The organism is Ruminococcus flavefaciens 007c, assembly GCF_000571935.1.
In the GTDB taxonomy this organism is placed as follows: domain Bacteria; phylum Bacillota; class Clostridia; order Oscillospirales; family Ruminococcaceae; genus Ruminococcus; species Ruminococcus flavefaciens_F.
In genome coordinates, this window is sequence record NZ_ATAX01000028.1 from 313,051 (window position 1) to 334,378 (window position 21,328).

Genomic DNA, 21,328 nt, shown 5'->3' on the forward strand with positions numbered 1-21,328 from the left:
ACGGAACTGCGTCGGTAAATCGGGAGAAATTATTCTACAAGCGGTATATATCTTAATTATACTATGATTTATAATAGATTTCAAGTGCATAATTCAACAAATATTTGTCCACTAAATTTATATATTGCGGGATTTCGCCAAAAACCATTGTTACCCTTCCCGAAGCACCGTTTGTCCATTGTGCACAGTGACCAATCAGCAGAAAATTTGTTCTCAGATTTGTGCACAAACACGAAATATTTTACTTTGGAAAATATTTCGATATTTTTAAAAGATAAAACTTAGAAAATGTTTGAAATTTGTATTATTATGTGATATAATAAATAAAGCGGTTTCCGAAAAACAGAGCCGCAGCTAAAACCAGTGTAGAAAAAAGACAACAAAAGAAATTGAAAAGGTGATGTTTATGGAAAAGAAAAAACGTTTTTCAGTACTTAAATTCGTTCTTATCGTACTTTGCATAATCCTGATCGTTATCTCGATCATCGTCAACATTGCATTCTCGGGAGGAAAGACACCCAAGATCTTCGGCAATTATATCTATATAGTCAAGGAATCGGACAATATGGGGACCAATGTTACCAAGGGCGCAGCTCTTATCGCTCCAGATGCAGCGGATCTCTCCATAGCAAGAGGAGACATCGTTCTCGCTTATCCCGCAGCCGATCCCGACAAGCTCCATGTCCTCAGCATATACGACATCGTCACAGCAGAGGACGGTTCTCAGAAGTTCACTACCTCTGACGCTTCCAATGTGGGCAGCGAAGAGTCGATAACCAAGGACAAGATTGCAGCTCTCTGCACAGGTCATACCGAAAGTCAGGAGCTCGGCTCCTTCATCAGATTCGCTTCGGGCGTATGGGGAATCCTTTCACTCCTCGTTCTCCCCTGTGTACTCCTGGTGATCTTCCTCATTGCAAAGATCGCTTCCGCAAAGGACGACGATGACGACGAGTTCGGATTCTATGAGTACGACGAGAAGGAAAAGGAAAGGGCTATTTCCGAAAGCAGAAAGAATATCCACGATAAAACTGCAAATCCTCTCTTTGAACCTTCTCAGGAGATCCAGCCCAGCAATGAGTTTGAGCGCAAAAAGATGTCCATTGCAGAGAATTTCAGCCAGAAAAAGGTCAATCCCGATTCTCCATACCAGAAGGAGAGGGAGCGCACCATGCAGTTCAAGGCTCAGCGCAGTGCCGAGAGCACCTTTGCCGCAAGAAATGTAGGCGGTTCTTCATCAACAGCTCCCACAGCTGATGCCCTCAGAGAGGAAATGCTCCGCAAGACCGCAGAGGCAGAGCGCACAGGCACCTTCAATATCAAGACCACAAGCACTCCTCAGCAGTCCGCTGCTTCCGAGCCTATAAGCGATAATACAGGAATACTCTCCAAGAGTCAGCTTGCCGAGATGTCAAGAAACGACGTTCCCAAGACAACTCCTCTGAGAAGCCAGTCTGCTCCTTCCACAGCAGCTCCCAAGGCTCCCAAGAAGAGCAGCACTCCCGATATTTCGGATATTATCAGCAAGACAGCCCACAATGAGCGTAAAAAGAAGGCTGCGGATATGTCCGTTGACGACCTCCTCAAGCTCATCGAGGAAGAGAAGAACAAGCTCTGATAAAACGATCAAAGGCAGACGCCGCAAAGCGTCTGCCTTTTTATTATGTCCTTATATATGGTATAATATTCCTGAGGTGCAGTTTTTTCAGATATCTGCGAATTTAAATATCAGTATCATCATTATAAGGGGCATCGCCACGAATAATGCACCGAATAATACGGGAAACAGGTAACTTTTTACCGAATCGGGATCATATACTATCTTCGGCTTGTCGGGATCTATAAATATATCGTAGCTCATACCGCTTTCACGGAGCTGACTGACGTTCAGCACAGTCGACTTGTAGGTCTCGCCCTCGTATGTGTATTCATATGTGGGATTATAGTATACGATCACTCCGCCGTTTGCGGTCTCGGTAGAGGTGCTTGCTTTGACGCAGGTTGCCGTTACGGCGAACGTACATCTCTGAGGATTGCCCCTTGAACCGCATATAGATGTTATTACCACACCCAATCCTATCACAATGAACAGCATGAAGAACAGGAACAGTCCCAGCCTGCGCAGAAAATGCCTAAGATCCTCCGAACCGATCTGATATGCGTAGACCGCTATCATGCCGGCAACACTGCAAGCGGTCACTACCAGCCACGGTATCATCAGCTTACGCTTCTTTATACCGTCGGAGATCATGCCTGCAATGCCAAAAACAGCAAACAGCTGTATAAACATTATGAGCGCCTTATAACCGCCGTTAGGTGTCCCCGCCAGCTTGTAGATAAGGAAAATAGTCACAAAAAACCATACGATAATAATCTTGCCGAATATTTTGTCGAACAGGATAGGCTCATTTTCATTGGTGTCCTGCTTTTTCTCATCGGGATAATATCCGTTTTCATCATAATTCATTTGCTCGTTTTCATCTTTTCTCATGAAAACACCCCCTATGAACTGATTATACCACATATTCCCCCATAAATCAACGCTTTGAAATATTTGATGATATCATTCTGACCACAGGTGTAAGCACAGCAGCTATTACGAATACTATCCATGTTTTGTGCCAGTCGTTTGTCATAAAGCTCCAGCCCAGGTATATTGCTATGATTATGCACCAGAAAATCATTACGGCAGGATCGCCCTTCTGTGTATTGAGCTTCTTCTCTCTTGAGAAATCGCCCATTTCAAGGAGCTTCTTATAGCCGCCCATGCGTATGGAGGTATGAACTATCATTCCTACACCGAGAGCGACCAGGGCGAAGAACAGAGCCAGACCTGCTCCATTTATCTGCTCGGACATCGGGAATAAGGCATCAGTCAGGATTATCGGCACAAATGACACGATAAGCAGCATTATGCCTGAAATAAGCAGGGTATTGTGTCTTGACATATACTTCTTCATCTTCTCAACGGCCATACCCGAAACGCCGTACTCCGTATCTATGCCCTGCTTTTCAAGGTACTCGTAGGGCTTCATTCTCATTCCCGAGATAATGAACAGTCCCACTGCAGCCGCAATAATAATGAATAACAAAGGCAGACCTATGATTTCGTCCGATTTTTCAAAGGGTGCAAATCCTTCAAAGAGCAGCATGGGCACCACACTGAGTATACAAAGCGCAACTCCCAGTGAAGTGCGCATGGAGCGCTGACGATTCTCTTCAAGGAATTCATTTGCTTCCTCCATTGATACTCTTCGGAGAGGCGGCTCGGTCTCAACGGAAGCCCCCTGTGATACATCAGAGCCTGCCGCAGGTATCTCCTCCGTGTCTTTAAGTAATGTATCCGTGCTTACACCGAATATTTCCGAGAGCTGCAGCACACGGTTAAGGTCGGGAGTTGACTGTGCGCCCTCCCACTTTGAAACTGACTGGCGGCTGACGCCAAGCTTTTCAGCCAGCTCCTCCTGTGACATTCCTGCTCTTTTTCTTAATTCTATTATTTTATCTGCAAGGATCATATTCTTGCCCTCCTGTATAATTATTCCGTGGAAATACTCCCTCGGTCTGTGTCTTTATTGTATCATTTTCCGCAGTTACACACAAGAAAGCGGGCTTTACAATTTGTCAATCGGCGGTTGCAATTGCCGATATTCCGCACATTCCGAGGTTGCAATGCCGCAAGCGTCAAAAAGTTATTGATTTTTCAGATATAATGTGCTATAATATAAGTACAAATTTTTACGAAAGAAGGTATCCCCTATGGAGATCAAAAAAGCAGTAGAAATGGTCGAAAAGAAAACAGGAATCGACCTCCCCGATGAAAAGATCGAAAAGACAGTTTCAAAGGTTGCCACAAAAGAAAATATCGATAAGGCTAAAGATATGATAAGCAAGGTGGCTACCAAGGAAAATATCGAAAAGGTCAAGGACAAGGTCGAGGACATCGTCGAGAAGATCAAGAAGTGATCGCGCAAGGGGCATTTTCAACAGGAAATGCCCCTTTTTTGTACGAAAGGAGCTTATGATGCTGAAAAAGATACTCAGCAGCGAAGCCTGCGCAGAATGCAGGCTGTGCTGTATTTTCGACCGCTATGACGTCTGGGAGACTCCCGTATTTACCGAGGAGCTCTGCGAAAGGATAAAATCGCTGCGCCCCGATACGCGCTTCGTCACCAAGGACGGCGGCTACATATTCAGAGTAGGCGAGCTGCAGGGCGACCAGATTTTCTCATGTCCCGCCCTTACGGAAAAGGGCTGTATGCTCGGGGACGATAAGCCCTTCGACTGCCGCATCTGGCCCTACCGCATTATGGAGGTAGGCGGCAGACGTGCCATAACCTTCGCTTCCATATGCGAGGAACTGTACAACAGGCCACTCTCCCAACTGGTGGGGCTTCTGAAGGAAGGTCTGGCGGATACCATATTCGCCTATGCAGACCTGCACCCCGAGATAGTCAAGCCCTACTACGAGGGCTATCCCGTACTGCTTTTCGAGAAAAAGCCTCTTTAAGTCCTGTCCTGATTTATGGAGAATATATCCGCTACTTCGGTAAGGGTTATATATGCACAGGGATCTATCCTCTGGACTATCCCCTTCATCTTCATCACCTGAAAGCGGTTCACAACAAAATAAAGCACGGTGCGTTCCTCGCCCGAATACCCGCCCACAGCTTTTATAAGCGTCATTCCGCAGCCGAATTCATTCATCAGCTGCTCTTTTATATCATCAGGTCTGGCAGTGATTATCATCGCTGCCTTTTCTCTTTGCAGGCCTTCCACTATGTAATCTACAGTTCTGAGGGCAGCTGCATAGGTCACTATGGAATACAGAGGCAGTATCCAGCTGTGGATGACTACTCCGCATATGATATACAGCAATACATTGTATATCATCACAAAGGTACCTACGGACAGCCCCATACGCTTCGCAAATATCACAGCCATGACCTCAATACCGTCCATAGCTCCGCCGAAGCGTATGGCAAGACCGCTGCCTATGCCTGATATAACTCCGCCGAAAAGAGCACATAGAAGGAGATCCGTGCCTACAAGGGGAGAGGCTATGCTGACATCCACAGGAAGCACATCGGTTATCAGCCATGCTGTCATAGAATACACCGCCACGGTATATATAGCCGAAAATGTGAAGCTTCCGCCCTGCTTTTTCAAGCCATACAGAAACAGCGGTATATTCAGAATAATAAGAAATACAGAAAGTGAAAGACCTTGAGGCGTCACCTGGGACAGAAGCATGGATGTGCCCGAGATTCCGCTGTCATAGAGCTTCACGGGGGTAAGGAACAAGGTTATGCCAAAGGCATTGACAACTCCCGCCGCCGTAAGCATGAGAAGCCGCAAAGGCCCTACCTTTTTAAATATATCAGCAATCTTTCTCACACTGTCTCCTCTCTTGGCAAAGCTTTACGTATACATTGTTTCGGGATCATGGCTCAGGCAGTATGGGAGCTGTCCTTATCCTTATCACAGGTAGCTTCTCTAGGGTATAATAGTAATTATACAGACCGTCCTCGGCGGAAAGATCGTTTTCTCCGCTTGCGGGAGGCGCAAATATCTTCATCGTCATATCCGCAGACCCTTCCAGAGGCTTTTCAAAGAATGCGGACATAAGGTCCAGCACCTTTGCCCCGGGAGATTTGTAGAACCATCGCCCGTTGAGCTCTATCATAAGATTGCTGTCATCATCGAAGTAAAGCTCGCAGAAATGGGGCTGAGCGTCAAAATGAAGGGGCACAGCTATGCCGTCGGCATCCTCGGAGCTTCCCCAGCGCAGTTTAACGGGCAGCTTCACCTCGCCCCCCACAGCGAGCCCGGGCATGAAGCGCTCCTCGTGTATTATCTCCTTGTAGGTCTGCATAACAGGCTGCTCGATACCTACATCAGCGTTGTTTGGATCCTGCCTTTCAAGCCCCAGCCTGCCCCTGTCGCGGAACTGATAGAAGGTAAACGCCGAGAACCAGTCGGCATTTTCTTCGCTGAGCATATCGCAGAAGCGTCTGACCGTCTCTGCCTGATCAAAAGGACCTGTAACATCTCCGTCGGAATTCATCTCCGACATCACCATAGGCTTCGGTGCTCCGCCGTTCAGATGGCAGAAGCGATCGAAGCTCTTTTTTGTAAGCTCATATATCTCACGGACAGAGCTCCTCCTGAACTTGGTGCCGCCCCTCTCGGCCACCTCATAGGGCCAGCCCCAGTTAAGGGACATATACTTATCCACGGACCATATATCCGTCTCTCTGACAGCCTGTGCGAACTCCTTCTCCCTGACCATTTTCTCGCTTTCGGGATCCTCTATGCCGCCGATACAAAGCACTGTAAGCACATTTGGAGCCTGCTCCTTTATTATACGCGCGGCACGGCAGTAAAAGTCCGCCACCTCCTGATAACCTGCGCGGCGGTTGAAGGAGAACCAGTTTCCCGTGGCCTCGTGATTTATCCTGAGGAACAGCCTTCCGAAGGGCCTGAGATCCCTGCCTATGGCGGCAAGCTGTTCATCGGTGACCGCCGGATCCATTGTAACGGTAAGGGTGACGTCCTGACCGTGGCGGCGTATATCACACATAAAGCTGAAGGGCTCGCCATCGGTATTTCCGCCTAATCCTCCGAGATACGGGAAATAGTCGTCATAGGGATAATCCCATTGGAATGAGATCTCATTATCGCTGTGAGCCTCCGAGATACGCGCAGGCCACTCCTTGTCGAAGGGATAATAGCAGTACATCAGACTGATGCTGCGGTGAGGTCTGCCGAGCTTATTGAGTATATAGTCCTGGCAGACGTACTCACCCCTCTCGCTGCCGTCGCCGAGGTCAACAGCACATTTTGCACTGCCGAGCTTTACACCGAATATTTTTTCCATACATCAATTCCTTTCGGATCTTATTACACTATATTTATTATAATGTACGTTGTCACTAATGTCAAATCAAGGGCAATGCAGGGGAAACGATTTCGGGGGAAGCCCTGCAATAAAGGCTTCCCCCGATAAATGACTGTTTGATTCCCCACGGGAACAGCAGCTCCGCCGTTTACATCGTAATAACGAAGCATATGCTCTTGCCCGGCTGGTTTATTACATTGAGCTTGAATTTATTCCTGTCTATTATGGATTTAGCAATGGCAAGTCCCAGACCGTAGCCGCCCGTAGCTCTGTTTCTCGACTCGTCGCTGCGGTAGAAGCGCTCGAAGATCTTCTCTGTATCCTCTTCTTTGATACCCTGTCCCGTATTGAATATGGACAATACCTTCTTATCTCCCATCTTCTGGAGGGAAACTCTTATAGTACCGCCTTCGTTGGAATACTTCAGGGCATTATCGATGAAGATAGCAGCCATCTGCTTGATATGCTTTTCGCAGCTGCAAAGCATTATGCTCTCGTCGACCTTAACCTCGAACTTCTTATTGCTCTCGAAGGCCTGGCACTCAAAGGGCAGAGCCGTATTCTCTATGGCCTTGCTCAGGTTGAAGTACTTGTGCTCGGGCTCTTCGGTATTGTTTTCAAGTCTGGTAAGATTGAGCAGATCATTTACAAGGACGCTCATTCGGTCGGTCTGCGCCTTAATGTAGTCCAGCCACTTATTGTCTCCGATCTCTCCCGACAGTACATCTGCATTGGTGGAGATTACCGTAAGGGGAGTCTTGAGCTCATGGCTTGCGTCGGATACGAACTGCTTCTGCTTGTAGAATGCGACCTTGATAGGCTGGATACTCTTCTTGCTGAGGAAATATGCCAGAATGGAAAGTATAATCATTGCGATGCCGCCAATGATTATGGTTGTGCGTCTGAGCTGTCTGAGCATATCCATCTCGCCGCTCTTGTCGGTAAATACCATTATGGTTCCGTTGGGCTTGTCTGCCTGATAGAACTGATACGAATGGAACATACCTGTATCGCGGTCCTTGTTGATAATATTGTTTATGTAGTCCTGAGCCTTATCGGCGTCAAGATCTTCATTGTAGAGCTTTGCAAGGTACTTGCCGTTCAGGTCTGCCATGATAACGAAATAGTCGATAGAACCGAAGTTCTTGGGTATGCGCTCTATCTTCTGATCGCTCATGGGCACAGGATCCTCCGAATTTTTTACAGTTTTGGTATTATCATCTTTTTTGTTTGAAAGAAGCACCAGTCCCTGAGAAGCGGTACCGTCAACATATGCAGTAAGTTCAAGCCTCGGTTCATCGAATTCCTCGTTTTCTTCCCCGGCTGTGTCCTCATCTGCCTCTTCGTCGGCGATGTCATTTACTTCGCCGCCGTGTTCCCTGCGGTAAGCCTCTGTATCAAAGTTTCTTTTCTCATATTCATCGCTGTATGCCTTGAGAGCGCCGCCGTTCCACTGTCCCCAGGGAACATATGGCCAGACTGCCCACGGATTTACGGGAGGATATACGCCGTATCCGTAATACTGACCGTCGCCCCAGTTCTGATTATTTTCGCCGTTCTGCCCCCATGCGCCCCAGGCCTGACCGCCGTTGCCCCAGCCCTGGTTATTATCGCCGTTCTGCCCCCATGCGCCCCAGTAGTTCCAGTCACCATTGGGATTAGTGGCAGAAGAGGTTGATTCCTGCTCTTTTCGCTGCTGCTCCTGACGCTGCTGTTCCTGGCGCTGCTGCTCCTGACGCTGCTGTTCCTGGCGCTGCTGCTCCTGACGCTGCTGCTCCTGACGCTGCTGTTCCTGACGCTGCTGTTCCTGACGCTGCTGCTCCTGCTGATCCTGCTCCTGATCCTGCTCCTGATCCTGCTGATCCTCCTGAGAATCATCATATCTCTCGGGCTCGTCGTAATCCCTGTTATCTTCAGCCTCGGTGGCCGGATCGGTTTCCGTAGGCTTGGCAGTAGTTGCAGGCTTGCCTGTGGTGGTGACATCCTCAGCGGTAGTGCTCTCGTCCGTTGCGGGCGGATCTGTAGGCTTGGGAGGAGATGTAGACTTTTCCACCTTAACCTCCAATCCGTTAGCCGGCGGAGTGAACTTGAATTCCTTATCGGTGTATTCGATACCCGCAGCTATTTGATGCAGGACTTCCTTTGACTGTCCTCTCATAACTGCCTTTGTGATGACGTTGATAGAGATTACAAGGGCCAAGAATACTGCCAGGAGAATACTCACGATCATGGAGAAGAGTCTCATCTGAGCTTTTCTGAACATCTGATCATGTGCTTTTTTGAACATATCCGCATTCCTCCTTTTTTATTCCAGTGAATATCCGATACCGCGAGCGGTCTTTATTTGTATGGGGGCTGAGATGACGGAAAGCTTTTTTCTGAGGAAGGATATGTAGACCTCAATATTATTGTACTCCACGTCGCTCTCATAGCCCCATATTTTCTCGATTATACGCTCTTTGGGGAGTATCTGATGGGGATTGGAGATAAGCAGCTCCATTATCTGGTACTCCTTGAGGGAAAGCTTCACATCGTTGCCCTGCCACATAACAGAGCAGGTATTCTTATTGAGCTCAAGGCCTTTATAGTCCAGCCTTGCCTCGTCCACGATCTCGCCCTTGCGCCTTGTAAGAGCGCGCACTCTTGCAAGGAGCTCTCCCGTAACGAAGGGCTTTGTAAGGTAGTCGTCCGCACCGCAGTCGAGACCGTTTATCTTGTCCTCGATCTCACTTCTGGCAGTGAGCAGCAGCACGGGAGTGCTGATATGCTCCTGTCTTAGCTTTCTGAGAACCTCGATTCCGTTCATTCCCGGAAGCATTATATCAAGTATGATACAATCATAAACACCTGTCATTGCATTATCAAGTCCGTCTATCCCATTATATACAGTATCAACGTTGTACATATTACGTTTAAGTATCTCCGACAGAGCGTCGGCAAGCTGCATCTCGTCCTCAACCACGAGAAGTCTCATAAAATTACCCCCTTTGCACCTTATCCGCGCTGATCCGCAGAAAAGGAGTTCCACACAATGGCCGTCATAAACGTATACCATTCCACTCTACTATTATTATACCACAAATTCTTGAAATAAGCTTAAAACATTCTTTAGTTCAATATGTTGATTAGGAAAAAATTCAGCGCCGTTTTTGTGCATATCAACAGTTTTATTTTTTAACTGACAACAAATGTTGACTAAGTAATAAATTTGTGTTAAAATTGAATATGCAAACAGGACAGAATAATTTACTGTTTTTACTCATTATATTATGTTATTATGATCCTCATATGATAGGAGGGAAGATATATGATAACACCTATGGAGCGTAAAAAGATCGGCTTTTCTCTGCTGTCCTCCGGAACAGACATGAAAAAGTACGTTGACGTATATAATTTATTTGCCGAAAAGGGTTATACAAAAGATCTATGCGAGGCATATTCCGATGCATTTATAGATAACGCCAAAAAGCCTTCATATTTTGATGTTATCCAGCTTGCTTCGCTTTATGACAGAATACACGACTATAAGACTTCCTATTTCTATCTCGAAAAACTTGAAGATAAAAAACTCAGCGGCGATGAAAAATTCGCTTTCTGCGTAGAGATGCTGAAAACAATAAGCAAGATCGGCAACTGGCGCGAGGCCGTGGATTTCCGTACCAAAAATATCAATTTCCTTCAGAAACAGACAAGCAAGGTCTCATTGCAGAGACAGGCGGATCTGTATATGGCTCTGGCTTTGACAGACTGCGCGGCAAAGGACTATCCCCCTGCGCTGAAGCTGCTGAAATTCGGATATAAGCCCCAGGGAGCAAAGGACACAACCCTGCTGGAGATATTTATTACTGTAGTCTATATTTTTGCCAAAGCCAAAGATGAGGAAGGCCTTGAGGGGGCTTTGCAGAATGCCGTGAGCTGTCTCGGGCTGTTCAAGCAGTTCGACTTCCCGTGGCAGTCGGACTACTACCATCAGCGTATAGAAGATGCTGCCAACGGAATAATATGATAACGAGCTCTGGGGCTGCTGCTTCAGAGCTTTTCTGTGTTCACGACAGCACAAAAATCGTTAAAACAAAAAATTATATGAAAAATATTCAAAAAAATCTCTAAAAATTTTCACAAAGAATTTTGTATATCTTTTAACCTCAGAACATTTCAAAAATGAGGTGCGCAATTTTTGGTTATCGTTAAAAAATGTCGTTTTAGGCCACGAACACCCGCACATCCTCGAAAATAACGTATTTCCCGCATTTTCATTTTTGGCGAAATTATACTACCAGTACAAATCGCCTAAAAAATTACGCCATATTTCTGAATTATTAATTAGCAAAATCAGCAATTTTGTTCATATATTATCAATATAAATAATTGAATTATTTTTAGCAATATAGTGCTAATTTTCAGCAATATAATCAATTGAACTTCCCGCTTCTATGTTTTATAATACAATTGTTGGAAGAGAAAAAGTCGATAAATCGACTTCTCCCCACCACATAATTACAATTAGATATATTATGTGTCCTGTAACAAAATCGGCAATTATATCCTGATTTGCTCAATACGGTTTCAAACTCCACCGTATGTATATGTGTTAACCAGTCCAAGCAAACTTCTTACTTTTCACAACTGTTATTAAACATTAATGCCTATAATATGTTTAATCGCCTAAGGCAGTTTCCTTAACGCTTAAAACATTTTGACAGTAGTGATCGCAATGCAAAGGGATATATGGCACTACGGATCTTGTGCCTGCCGTAAGGCAACTGCGTATAGAGGGTGCGCAGAAGCCAACTCAATAGCGACCTTGATTGGCTTTTGAGAGGGTGTCAATGAAGGTCGTTATTATTTTGCCAGTTCCGGTTCTATACCTAATATAAAAAGGCTGCTTTTATAGCAGCCTTTTTATTTTTTACGCTGCTTTGCGAAAAAGTCCTTTTATTTATATATTGACAAATTAGGACACAGTATGTATAATGAAAATAGTATGCAACGGAAAGGATAATACCATGTTCAAGAAAAACCACGTAGTAAGGCTCGTCCTGATATTCACGCTCATTATGGGAGTCAGCTCCCTGGCAGTAATGCTGGGCGGCACTATGAGGGCAAGAAACAACAGCTACATCACCATAGATCCCGAAACTATCGAGCTGGTGCAGCTCAATGCCCCCAAGGAAGGCGATCCCATCGCTGTCGTGGACACCTCTCTCGGCGAGTACAGATTCGTGCTCTATCCCCAGTATTCTCCCAATGCAGTGGCAAATTTCACCGAGCTCGCAAACTCGGGATACTATAATAATACTTATGTGTTCCATTCGGAAAGCGGAGTCTATTCTGCCGCAGGCGCTCCCAACAAGGACGGCTCCGCCAACGACAGTTCCCATGAGCTGGTGGAACGCGAGCTCAACCAGAACCTCTGGCCCTTCAAGGGCGCTGTCTGCGTAATGACCACTACCCTGAAGCAGTCCTTCAAGGAAAAATGCTTCGGCGGCGGCACTTATTATAACGGAAGCCGCTTCCTTACTCTGAATACAGTGACCTTCGACGAGGATTTCCAGAAGGAGCTGAGAGAGTCCTCCGAAAGCGAGGCTCTGGCAGAAGCTTTTATCAAGCACGGCGGCGTGCCTAATTTCTCACAGCAAATGACCGTTATCGGACAGACCTACAGCGGCATGGACGTTGTGGAGAAGCTGGCCTCCCTCGAAACCAACAACGCAGGCATATACAAGTTCCCGAAAGAGGACGTTATTATAAAGTCAGTGACCATAGGCACCTACTCCGAAAAGGACGAAGATACGGGAAAGAAATAAGACTCTCTCTTCCGTTATATTCCAGATTTTTATCATCTTACCGTAGAAACCCTTTGTCCTAAAATAACAAAAAATCACGGAAACTATTTACAAATCAGTTTTTTTGATGTATAATATATAAGTTGAAGTATAATTGCTCATAATAACAACATGATAATCTATTCTGAGGAGTGGATATTTATGCTCGGAAAGATGCTGGCAGGCGCAGTCTGCACAGCTGTTGCAGCTTCCGCACTGGTCTCATGTACAGACAAAAAGGGCGGCTCTGCCACTGAAAAAAGCAGCTTATCCGTGACAGAAGAGGCTGTTACCACCACAGAACAGGCAACAACTCAGTCTCCCACTGTCGAAAATGTTGACATTGCAAATTTCACAGACCCCGAAAAGGGCGATACCATCATCGAAATGGATATAAAGGACTACGGCATCGTTAAATTCAGGCTCTTTCCCGAATATGCGGACAAGGGCGTGGAGAATTTCGTAGAGCTGGCTAAAAAAGGCTACTACGACGGTCTGAAGTTCCACAGAGTCATCAGCGACTTTATGATACAGGGCGGCGATCCTCTCGGAAACGGCACCGGCGGCGAAAGCATCTGGGGCGGAAAGTTCGACGGAGGCACCAATCCTCACCTTATCCATGCAGCAGGCGCTCTTGCCTATGCCAACCGCGGCAGTACGTCCACTGACGGAAGCCAGTTCTATGTGGTCACAGGCACTGTGTATACCGACAGCAAGCTGGACGAGCTGGCTGCAAAAGGCTATGTCCTCACGGACAATGCCAGAGAGGTATACAAGACAGCGGGCGGCGCACCGTGGCTCGACGGCAGCTATACCGTTTTCGGTCAGGTCATAGACGGACTTGATGTGATCTTCAGGATACAGAATGTATCCGTGGATCCGCAGAACGACAGTCCCCTCAAGGATGTTGTTATCAACTCCGTAAAGGTCGGCGAGTACAACGGCGAGGATATACACTGGTACATCAGCGAATACGAAGCCTTTGATCCCGAGGCGATAAAGGAAGCCTCCGCAAAGGACAGTATCGACATCAAAAACTTCACTGCCCCGAGAGAGGGCGAAACTATAGTGACCATGAAGGTCAAGGGCTACGACGGCGAAATAAAGATAAAGCTTTTCCCCGAGTATGCCGAAAAGGGCGTCGAGAGCTTCATTACTCTTGCACAGCAGGGGTATTATGATAATCTCATCTTCCATAAGGTTCGCAAGGACAAACTGGTGGAAACAGGCGATCCCACAGGTGAAGGCACAGGCGGCAGCTCTATATTTGAAAAGGGCTACGAGGCCGACGCCGATCCCCATCTTATAAACGCCGCAGGTGCTGTTGCTTACGCCAATGAAGGCTCTACCAATACAAACGGAAGCAGATTCTTCATCGTTACAGGTGAAAAGCTGGACGAAAAAGAACTGAAGGAGCTGGAGGACGGCGGCTATGCCCTTACCGACGATGAAAAGAAGATCTATTCGGAATACGGCGGCCTGCCCTGGTTCGACGGCAGCTATACAGTCTTCGGACAGGTCTTTGACGGTCTGGATATCGTTTTCGATATACAGAACGCCGAAACCGACAGCAGCGGCAAACCGCTGAAGGACATCGTTGTCGAGAAAATGACCGTAACTACTTACGGCAATGAGGAAATACACTGGAATATTTCCGATTATAAGTGATGATTTTTAAGCCATGTGCTTATTAATTTATATGTCGGCGTAATGCGCCGAGGAACAAAAGAAAGAAATTCGGGAGCAGATATAAATAACCCGAAAAATAAGGAGAGAAAGTCTTTGGATAAGTTTATTATTAAAGGCGGCAGACGCCTTGAGGGTGAAGTTACCATAAGCGGAGCCAAGAATGCGGCTGTTGCCATACTTCCCGCTGTGATCCTTTCAGACGAACCATGTGTTATCGAAAATGTCCCCTACATCAGCGACGTGAGGATCTGTATCAAGATACTCAGAGAGATGGGTGCAGAGGTAACAAGTTTAGGTAAGGATACTTACAGGATCGATCCCACAACTATAAATAAGTTCTGCGTTCCTTATGAGTATGCAAGAAAAATGCGTGCTTCGTACTACTTCCTCGGAGCGCTCCTCGGCAAGTACAATAAGGCAAGAGTATCCATGCCCGGCGGATGTCCTCTCGGCGACCGCCCCATAGATCAGCATCTGAAGGCTTTCACAGCCATCGGCGCAAAGTATACCCTCAGCCAGGGTATGATAGACCTTACCGCAGACAAGCTCAGCGGCAACCAGATCTTCTTCGATGTAGTTACCGTAGGCGCTACTATGAACGCCATGCTTGCAGCTGTTAAGGCAGAAGGCCTTACTGTCATTGAGAACGCCGCCAAGGAACCGCATATTGTTGATCTCGCAAACTTCCTCAACTCTATGGGCGCAAATATCATGGGCGCAGGTACCGACGTTATCAAGATCAGAGGCGTTGAACACCTCCACGGAGCTACTTACGCAGTGATCCCCGACCAGATCGAGGCAGGTACCTTCATGGTAGCTGTTGCTGCTACAAAGGGCGATGTTCTCATAAAGAATGTTATCCCCAAGCACCTTGAGTCCATCACCAAAAAGCTTGAAAAAATAGGCGTGAATATAGAGCAGTTCGACGACAGCATAAGAGTATGGGTAGACGGTCCTCTCGTAAAGACCGACGTAAAAACAGCTCCTCATCCGGGTTTCCCTACGGATATGCAGTCTCAGATCGCTACTCTCCTCTGTCTGGCAGAGGGTACAAGCATCATCACAGAAAATATCTGGGAGCAGCGCTTCCGTTACGTTGACGAGCTCAGAAGAATGGGCGCCGATATAACCGTAAACGGCAAGGTGGCTCTTATAGAGGGCACCGGCAAGCTCATGGGCGCTCCCGTTAAGGCCTGCGACCTCAGAGCAGGCGCAGCTCTTATCATTGCAGGTCTTGCTGCCAGCGGTGTTACCGAGATCGAGGATATTTTCCATATCGAACGAGGCTACGACTGCATGGAAGGCAAACTCCGTGCACTGGGCGCAGACATCGAGAAGGTCAGCGTTCCCGATAAAGCCGAAGAAAAGCCCGAAAACGACAAGGCCGCTGTTTAATAAGCATTATAACTGCTGCACTTATGTGCGGCAGTTTTTTATTCCCGGCACAAAAGCCCCTCTGTAAAGGGACGAAAACGGACTGAAATTCAACGGAAAACCATTGAATTTCAAAAAATATATTTTCGGCTTCTGCGTTTTATACAAAAAAAGGCGCTGTAATTGTAAGTATCCACAATTACAGCGCCTTTTTATTCTGGCATTATTTTCTTTTTCCCTCATGCTGCGCAATAATAAGCCTTATAGACTCATACAAATAAGGCTTCAGCTCCGCGATAGTGCAGGGCTCCTTGTAGAGTATGGCCGAATAGCAGGTAGAGCTCACAAGCTCGATTATCATAAACAGCATTATCTCGGGATCACGCAGCCCGTTGGGGGCGTCCTCGAGCATCTTCTGGTATATCTCGGCAAAATCCACATCGTCGTCTGATATTGGCGTGGTTATGGCATTCTTGAATATGCCCCAGCTCAGATTCTTGGATATGAACGTGAGAAGTGACTGGTTGTTGTTGAGCTGATTGATTATATTGTCTATCAGACTGATTATCCTCTCCTCAAAGGGAAGTTCATTCAGCTTGTCGCCCAGATCATTTATGGCGTTCTTGAAAAGCTGACTCGATTTATGCGATACGAGTTTGTTGCGTATATCGTATTTGTCCTTGAAATAAAGGTAAAAGGTTCCCTTTGCCACTCCTGCCTTTTCTACTATATCGGTTATAGATGTCTTGCTGAAGCCCTTTGTTGTGAAAAATTCAAAAGCTGTTTTCAGCAGTGAGCTTTCCTTATGCTTCTTGTTGATGTCCACCTTTCCCATTTTCTACACACCTTTCCTGTGCCATTAGCTTTTAATTTCCTGCCGTCCGGAGCGGCTTTCTTGCGCAGCTATCCTGCGCGGCGGGCACACACTGTGTACCATGCAAATGCAAGCTGTGGTTTATTCTTATTATATCCCGAAAAACAGGCTCTGTCAAGGCAGTAAAAATGACCAACAGTCAAGCCTTTGAAGGTTTTGAATTGTGCAGGTATACAAAAAATTGACTGAAAGTCATTTTCTTGTTCCACAATGGTTGACTATCGGTCATTTTTGTAATATACTATATACAAAGTCAGATATACTCAGACGCAAAATACATGAAAAGGGATGATATGATGCTGAAATTCGGTGAATGGATCGCAAAACACCGCGTACTTATACTCATAGTGGCAGTTGTTCTGATGATCCCCTCTGCAATAGGGTACATAAATACCCGCGTCAATTACGACATCCTCTCCTATCTTCCGAAGGATATAAATACGATGGTGGGACAGGATATTCTCCTCAGGGACTTCGGTCAGGGAGGCTTCTCGCTGGTCATGGTGGAGGGCATGAATGACAAGGACGTGGCGGCCACTGCCGATAAGATAGCGGCTATAGACCATGTTTCCGACGTTATATGCTATCAGTCCATGACGGACTGCACTATCCCCAAGGAAGTGCTCCCCGAGGATATATACGATTTCTTCAACAGCGGAGACAATACCATGATGGCTGTATTCTTCGACGATACCACCTCGGGCGACGGTACTCTTGCCGCTGTGGAGGAGATGAGGAGCATAGCGTCAAAGCAATGCTTCGTCAGCGGTATGTCCGCTATCACCCTGGATATGAAGAACATAACCCAGAAGGAAACGCTTATATATGCTGTTATCGCAGTGATCCTCACAAGCATAGTCCTTACAGTAACTATGGATTCCTTCCTGATACCCGTATTCTTCATGCTCAGCATAGGCTTCGCGGTGGTGTGGAATCTGGGCTCGAATATCGCTCTCGGTCAGATCTCCTTCATAACTCAGGCTCTGGCTATGGTGCTACAGCTGGGCGTTACCATGGACTACTCCATTTTCCTCTGGCACAGCTATAAGGAACAGCTGAGATACTATGAGGATAAGCAGGAGGCTATGGCTCACGCCATAGCAGCGACCATAACCTCTGTGGTGGGAAGTTCATTCACCACTGTGGCAGGCTTCCTGGCAATGTGCTTCATGACATTCACCCTGGGTCTTGACCTGGGCATAGTAATGGCAAAGGGCGTTGTATGCGGCGTTATCGCCTGCGTAACAGTGCTCCCATCAATGATACTCATATTTGAAAAGGCAATATCAAAGACTTCTCACAGGGACTTCCTGCCTGCCTTCAGCCGCACTTCTTCATTCATAGTAAAACATTCATGGGTATTCCTTACCCTGGGCATAGTCCTTCTTATACCTGCCGCCTTCGGCAACAACCACTACGATGTATACTACAAGCTGGACAGCACCCTTCCCAAGACACTGGACAGCGTTATCGCAAATACCAAGCTCGCAGAGGATTACAATATGAACAGCACCCATATCCTCATGGTACGAGCTGATATGAGCCCCAAGGACGCAAATAAAATGCTCGGCGAAATGAAAAAGGTTGACGGCGTACAGTTCTCAATGGGTCTCAATACTCTCATCGGTCCCGCTATCCCCGAGGAGGCAGTACCCGAGGAGATCAAAAGCATACTCAAAAGCGATGAATGGCAGCTGATGCTCATAGGCTCCGAGTACGAGGTTGCTTCCGACGAGGTCAACGAACAGGTGAGCAAGCTCAACAGCATAGCTGCTAAATACGATCCCGACAGTATGCTCATAGGTGAGGCTCCTGCCACAAAGGATCTTATAAGCATAACCAACAGGGACTTCAAGATAGTAAACCTCCTGTCCATAGGCGCTATATTCCTTATTATAGCCTTAACCTTCAAGTCGTTATCGCTGCCTGTTATACTCGTATCGGTAATAGAGCTGGCTATAATGATAAACCTCGGCACAGCCTACTTCACAGGCTCAAAGCTCTCGTTCATAGCACCTATCGTTATAGGTACTATCCAGCTGGGCGCCACCGTTGACTACGCTATCCTGATGACCACAAGATACCGCACGGAGCGCAGCAGCGGCAAAACCAAGAAGGAATCGGTAAGTACAGCTCTTGCCGCTTCGATAAAGTCGGTAATAACCTCCGCTCTGGGCTTCTTCGCAGCTACTGTGGGCGTTGCGTTGTACTCCGATATAGGTCTTATATCCGAGCTGTGTATGCTCCTTGCAAGAGGCGCTCTCATCTCGATGTTCATAGTAATAACCGTGCTCCCGTCCATTTTCATGGTCTTTGACAAGATCATCTGTAGGACCAGCGCAGGCTTCATCCCAAAGGACAAGGCGCATGGAAAGCGCCGCCATATATTCGGTACAGTGTGATCAAAGGAGAGACAGATATGAAAAAGCTTACAAAGATCATGGCAGCCATGGTCGCTGTCACAGTTTCCGCAGGTGCAACAGGCTCTATCGCCTATGCAAATAACAGCAGCAAATCCCAGAACGAAAAAAAGACCGAAAGCGCTGAGGCTGCTGCCGAAACAGGATCAAGAAAGAGTAACGGAGATAACGCTTACAAGGACGAGACGGTCTATGTACTCTGCAACAGCGATTCTTCCGTAAAAAACGTTGTTGTCAGCGACTGGCTGAAAAATGCTCCCGCTCTCAGCAGCATACAGGATATATCAGACCTCAGCGATATAGTTAACGTCAAGGGCGACGAGACCTTTGACATCAGCGGCGACAAGGTCAGCTGGCAGGCCGACGGCGATGATATCTACTACAAGGGCACTACCGACAAGGAGCTCCCTGTTCAGGTGGATATGGAATACTTCCTGGACGGCAAGAAGGTCACTCCCGAAAGTATAAAGGGCAAAAGCGGCCATCTGGTCATTCGCTGGACATATACCAACAAGCAGAAGGTCACAAAGGAGATCGGCGGCGTGAAGAAGGACATATACGTGCCCTTCCTCGCTGCAAGTGCAGCGGTTCTCAGTACAGAGCATTACGTCAATGTTGAGGTCACCAACGGAAAGGTCATCTCTGACGGTGAAAAGCTCATATCAGTAGGCATGGCATTCCCCGGACTCGGAAAGAGCCTCGACCTTGGCAGGATAGAAGGTCTGGATATAGAGATACCCGAGAGCTTCGAGCTTTCCGCAGACGTTACCAACTTCGAGATGAATACCTCCGTTACGGTGGTATCCAACGAGATATTCTCACAGCTCGATGTGGACAACGCCGCAGACTTCGGAGATCTGAAGGATAAGCTGAAGGAGCTCAGCGACGGCGCCGAGAAGCTAACAAACGGCACAGCTGCACTCTATGACGGCATAAAGAAGCTCAACAACGGTGCAGGCGACCTTACGGGCGGCATAGATAAGCTGCTTGCAGGCTCGCTGGAGCTGAAAAACGGTGCTTCCGAACTGGACGGCGGCGCTAAGAAGCTGGCTGACGGCGCGAAGACGCTCTCAGACTCCACAGGCACCTTTGAAAACGGTCTGGGCAGCGCAAAAGACGGCTCGTCCAAGATCAAGGACGGTCTGGGACAGGTCAGCAGCGGTGCTCAGCAGCTCTCTGACGGCATAAACAGCGCAAAGGACGGCTCTGCTGCACTGGTTGGCGGCTTCGGACAGGTTACGGCAGGCGCGGATGCTCTCAGCAGCGGCCTTCAGGACGCCAAGACAGGCTCCGACGCTCTCACCGCAGGCTTCACCAAGCTGGACGAGGGCTCGGCCGCTCTCCAGACAGGGGTGAATACTCTCACAGGCAGCATGGGAGCTCTCACAGACGGCAGCAGGCAGGTCAAGGACGGCTCATCAAAGCTTTCGGAGGGAGCAGCTGCTCTCAACGGCGGCGCTGAAAAGCTCTCCGCCTCGGCAGGTCAGCTCTCACAGGGCATAACCTCGGCTAAAAGCGGCGCAGATACACTGGCAGAGGGCATTACCGCTGCAAAAACAGGCGCAGATACACTGGCAGGCGGTGCGGCCGCACTTAACGACGGCGCTTCTCAGCTGTCCGCAGGCCTCACTCAGGCAAGTTCTTCACTTGATATCACTATCGCTGCCAATGAACAGGCTCTGGCAGCATTGCAGGCATTATATCAGCAGTCTCCTTCACAGGAGCTGGCTGTGGCAATAGGCACATTACAGCAGACCATAGACGGTCAGAAACAGATCTCCGCTTCAATGGCAGAGGGAGGCGCTCTCAATGCAGGCGCAGCTTCCGTCAGCACGGGCGCTCAGCAGTTATCAGGAGGCCTCGGTCAGCTCAGCAGCGGTCTTGAGGCTGCACAGAACGGCTCTGCTGCATTACAGAGCGGCCTTAAAACTCTCGACGACGGCGGAAAGGCTCTTTCCGCAGGTGCTCACTGCCCATACCGAAACCGCCCTTGCCGCCTTTTTCGAAGTTTTCTCCGTCGCCGCCGAACATCTTTGAGGGATCAAAGTCCTCGGGCATATTCTCGGGATCAAAATCCGGCATATCTCCGCCGAAGTCCGGCATATTGCCAAAGTCGGGCATCTCTCCTCCGAAGTCGGGCATTCCGCCGCCGAAATCAGGAGGTGTGGGCTGACTGTTGTTTTTATCGTCTGATTTGTCGGAGCTGTCTCTATCTTCTCCGTCTTTATTCATAAAATTCCCCATA

At 47.7% G+C, this 21,328-nt stretch carries 16 protein-coding genes; 9 read left to right on the forward strand and 7 right to left on the reverse strand.

Annotation, left to right across the window (positions count from 1 at the left end):
• Positions 1–406: 406 nt before the first annotated feature.
• Positions 407–1,618 (forward strand): hypothetical protein, encoded by a 1,212-nt coding sequence (locus tag RF007C_RS12295; RefSeq protein ID WP_037300178.1) that lies wholly within the window; start codon positions 407–409, stop codon positions 1,616–1,618.
• Positions 1,619–1,705: 87 nt separating this feature from the next.
• On the opposite strand, the gene RF007C_RS12300 is transcribed toward RF007C_RS12295, so the two are convergent.
• The gene (locus RF007C_RS12300; RefSeq protein ID WP_037300180.1) at positions 1,706–2,491 is read right to left on the reverse strand and encodes a DUF3592 domain-containing protein; all 786 of its coding nucleotides are present in this window, start codon (positions 2,489–2,491) and stop codon (positions 1,706–1,708) included.
• 46 nt (positions 2,492–2,537) lie between these two features.
• Positions 2,538–3,518, reverse strand: coding sequence for a helix-turn-helix domain-containing protein (locus RF007C_RS12305; RefSeq protein ID WP_037300182.1), 981 nt, complete (start codon positions 3,516–3,518; stop codon positions 2,538–2,540).
• 241 nt (positions 3,519–3,759) lie between these two features.
• Between RF007C_RS12305 and RF007C_RS12310 the strand changes: the two genes are divergently transcribed.
• The gene (locus RF007C_RS12310) at positions 3,760–3,966 is read left to right on the forward strand and encodes a hypothetical protein (protein ID WP_037300183.1); all 207 of its coding nucleotides are present in this window, start codon (positions 3,760–3,762) and stop codon (positions 3,964–3,966) included.
• A 58-nt stretch (positions 3,967–4,024) separates the two neighbouring features.
• A complete protein-coding gene (locus tag RF007C_RS12315; RefSeq protein ID WP_037300184.1) occupies positions 4,025–4,510 on the forward strand; it encodes a hypothetical protein in 486 nt (161 codons plus the stop codon).
• On the opposite strand, the gene RF007C_RS12320 is transcribed toward RF007C_RS12315, so the two are convergent.
• The 4 genes from RF007C_RS12320 to RF007C_RS12335 form a co-directional block, all read right to left on the reverse strand.
• Positions 4,507–5,397, reverse strand: coding sequence for a YitT family protein (locus tag RF007C_RS12320; RefSeq protein WP_343203238.1), 891 nt, complete (start codon positions 5,395–5,397; stop codon positions 4,507–4,509). The genes RF007C_RS12315 and RF007C_RS12320 overlap by 4 nt on opposite strands.
• A gap of 46 nt (positions 5,398–5,443) precedes the next feature.
• Complete coding sequence (locus tag RF007C_RS12325) at positions 5,444–6,880, reverse strand: hypothetical protein (protein ID WP_037300186.1); 1,437 nt, start codon at positions 6,878–6,880, stop codon at positions 5,444–5,446.
• A 169-nt stretch (positions 6,881–7,049) separates the two neighbouring features.
• Complete coding sequence (locus tag RF007C_RS16625; protein ID WP_051456658.1) at positions 7,050–9,188, reverse strand: ATP-binding protein; 2,139 nt, start codon at positions 9,186–9,188, stop codon at positions 7,050–7,052.
• An 18-nt stretch (positions 9,189–9,206) separates the two neighbouring features.
• The gene (locus RF007C_RS12335; RefSeq protein ID WP_019679866.1) at positions 9,207–9,875 is read right to left on the reverse strand and encodes a response regulator transcription factor; all 669 of its coding nucleotides are present in this window, start codon (positions 9,873–9,875) and stop codon (positions 9,207–9,209) included.
• Between the two features lie 333 nt (positions 9,876–10,208).
• Here RF007C_RS12335 and RF007C_RS12340 point away from each other — a divergent pair, with 333 nt between their 5' ends.
• The 4 genes from RF007C_RS12340 to RF007C_RS12355 all read left to right on the forward strand — a co-directional run bounded on the left by RF007C_RS12340 (position 10,209) and on the right by RF007C_RS12355 (position 15,810).
• Entirely contained in the window at positions 10,209–10,907 is a 699-nt protein-coding gene (locus RF007C_RS12340) for a hypothetical protein (RefSeq protein WP_037300187.1), read from the forward strand.
• A 967-nt stretch (positions 10,908–11,874) separates the two neighbouring features.
• The gene (locus tag RF007C_RS12345) at positions 11,875–12,708 is read left to right on the forward strand and encodes a peptidylprolyl isomerase (protein WP_037300189.1); all 834 of its coding nucleotides are present in this window, start codon (positions 11,875–11,877) and stop codon (positions 12,706–12,708) included.
• Positions 12,709–12,888: 180 nt separating this feature from the next.
• Positions 12,889–14,394, forward strand: coding sequence for a peptidylprolyl isomerase (locus RF007C_RS16630; RefSeq protein ID WP_051456659.1), 1,506 nt, complete (start codon positions 12,889–12,891; stop codon positions 14,392–14,394).
• Between the two features lie 114 nt (positions 14,395–14,508).
• Positions 14,509–15,810 carry a UDP-N-acetylglucosamine 1-carboxyvinyltransferase gene (locus RF007C_RS12355; protein ID WP_019679861.1) on the forward strand — a complete coding sequence of 434 codons (1,302 nt, stop codon included), beginning with the start codon at positions 14,509–14,511 and terminating at the stop codon, positions 15,808–15,810.
• A 202-nt stretch (positions 15,811–16,012) separates the two neighbouring features.
• On the opposite strand, the gene RF007C_RS12360 is transcribed toward RF007C_RS12355, so the two are convergent.
• Positions 16,013–16,624 (reverse strand): TetR/AcrR family transcriptional regulator, encoded by a 612-nt coding sequence (locus RF007C_RS12360; RefSeq protein ID WP_037300190.1) that lies wholly within the window; start codon positions 16,622–16,624, stop codon positions 16,013–16,015.
• A 335-nt stretch (positions 16,625–16,959) separates the two neighbouring features.
• Between RF007C_RS12360 and RF007C_RS12365 the strand changes: the two genes are divergently transcribed.
• Positions 16,960–19,065, forward strand: a complete 2,106-nt coding sequence (locus RF007C_RS12365) for an MMPL family transporter (protein WP_037300643.1) — start codon at positions 16,960–16,962, stop codon at positions 19,063–19,065.
• Between the two features lie 17 nt (positions 19,066–19,082).
• Positions 19,083–21,317: a hypothetical protein gene (locus RF007C_RS12370; protein ID WP_037300191.1), complete on the forward strand. Its 2,235-nt coding sequence runs from the start codon at positions 19,083–19,085 to the stop codon at positions 21,315–21,317.
• The last annotated feature ends 11 nt before the right edge of the window (positions 21,318–21,328 follow it).

Bases quoted from the DNA above. Each gene is read 5' to 3' on its own strand.
- RF007C_RS12360 (WP_037300190.1), bottom strand. From the start codon at position 16,624: ATGGGAAAGGTGGACATCAACAAGAAGCATAAGGAAAGCTCACTGCTG.
- RF007C_RS12315 (WP_037300184.1), top strand. From the start codon at position 4,025: ATGCTGAAAAAGATACTCAGCAGCGAAGCCTGCGCAGAATGCAGGCTG.
- RF007C_RS12340 (WP_037300187.1), top strand. From the start codon at position 10,209: ATGATAACACCTATGGAGCGTAAAAAGATCGGCTTTTCTCTGCTGTCC.
- RF007C_RS16630 (WP_051456659.1), top strand. From the start codon at position 12,889: ATGCTCGGAAAGATGCTGGCAGGCGCAGTCTGCACAGCTGTTGCAGCT.
- RF007C_RS12335 (WP_019679866.1), bottom strand. From the start codon at position 9,875: ATGAGACTTCTCGTGGTTGAGGACGAGATGCAGCTTGCCGACGCTCTG.
- RF007C_RS12325 (WP_037300186.1), bottom strand. From the start codon at position 6,880: ATGGAAAAAATATTCGGTGTAAAGCTCGGCAGTGCAAAATGTGCTGTT.
- RF007C_RS12300 (WP_037300180.1), bottom strand. From the start codon at position 2,491: ATGAGAAAAGATGAAAACGAGCAAATGAATTATGATGAAAACGGATAT.
- RF007C_RS12345 (WP_037300189.1), top strand. From the start codon at position 11,875: ATGAAAATAGTATGCAACGGAAAGGATAATACCATGTTCAAGAAAAAC.
- RF007C_RS12370 (WP_037300191.1), top strand. From the start codon at position 19,083: ATGAAAAAGCTTACAAAGATCATGGCAGCCATGGTCGCTGTCACAGTT.
- RF007C_RS16625 (WP_051456658.1), bottom strand. From the start codon at position 9,188: ATGTTCAAAAAAGCACATGATCAGATGTTCAGAAAAGCTCAGATGAGA.
- RF007C_RS12305 (WP_037300182.1), bottom strand. From the start codon at position 3,518: ATGATCCTTGCAGATAAAATAATAGAATTAAGAAAAAGAGCAGGAATG.
- RF007C_RS12295 (WP_037300178.1), top strand. From the start codon at position 407: ATGGAAAAGAAAAAACGTTTTTCAGTACTTAAATTCGTTCTTATCGTA.
- RF007C_RS12310 (WP_037300183.1), top strand. From the start codon at position 3,760: ATGGAGATCAAAAAAGCAGTAGAAATGGTCGAAAAGAAAACAGGAATC.
- RF007C_RS12365 (WP_037300643.1), top strand. From the start codon at position 16,960: ATGCTGAAATTCGGTGAATGGATCGCAAAACACCGCGTACTTATACTC.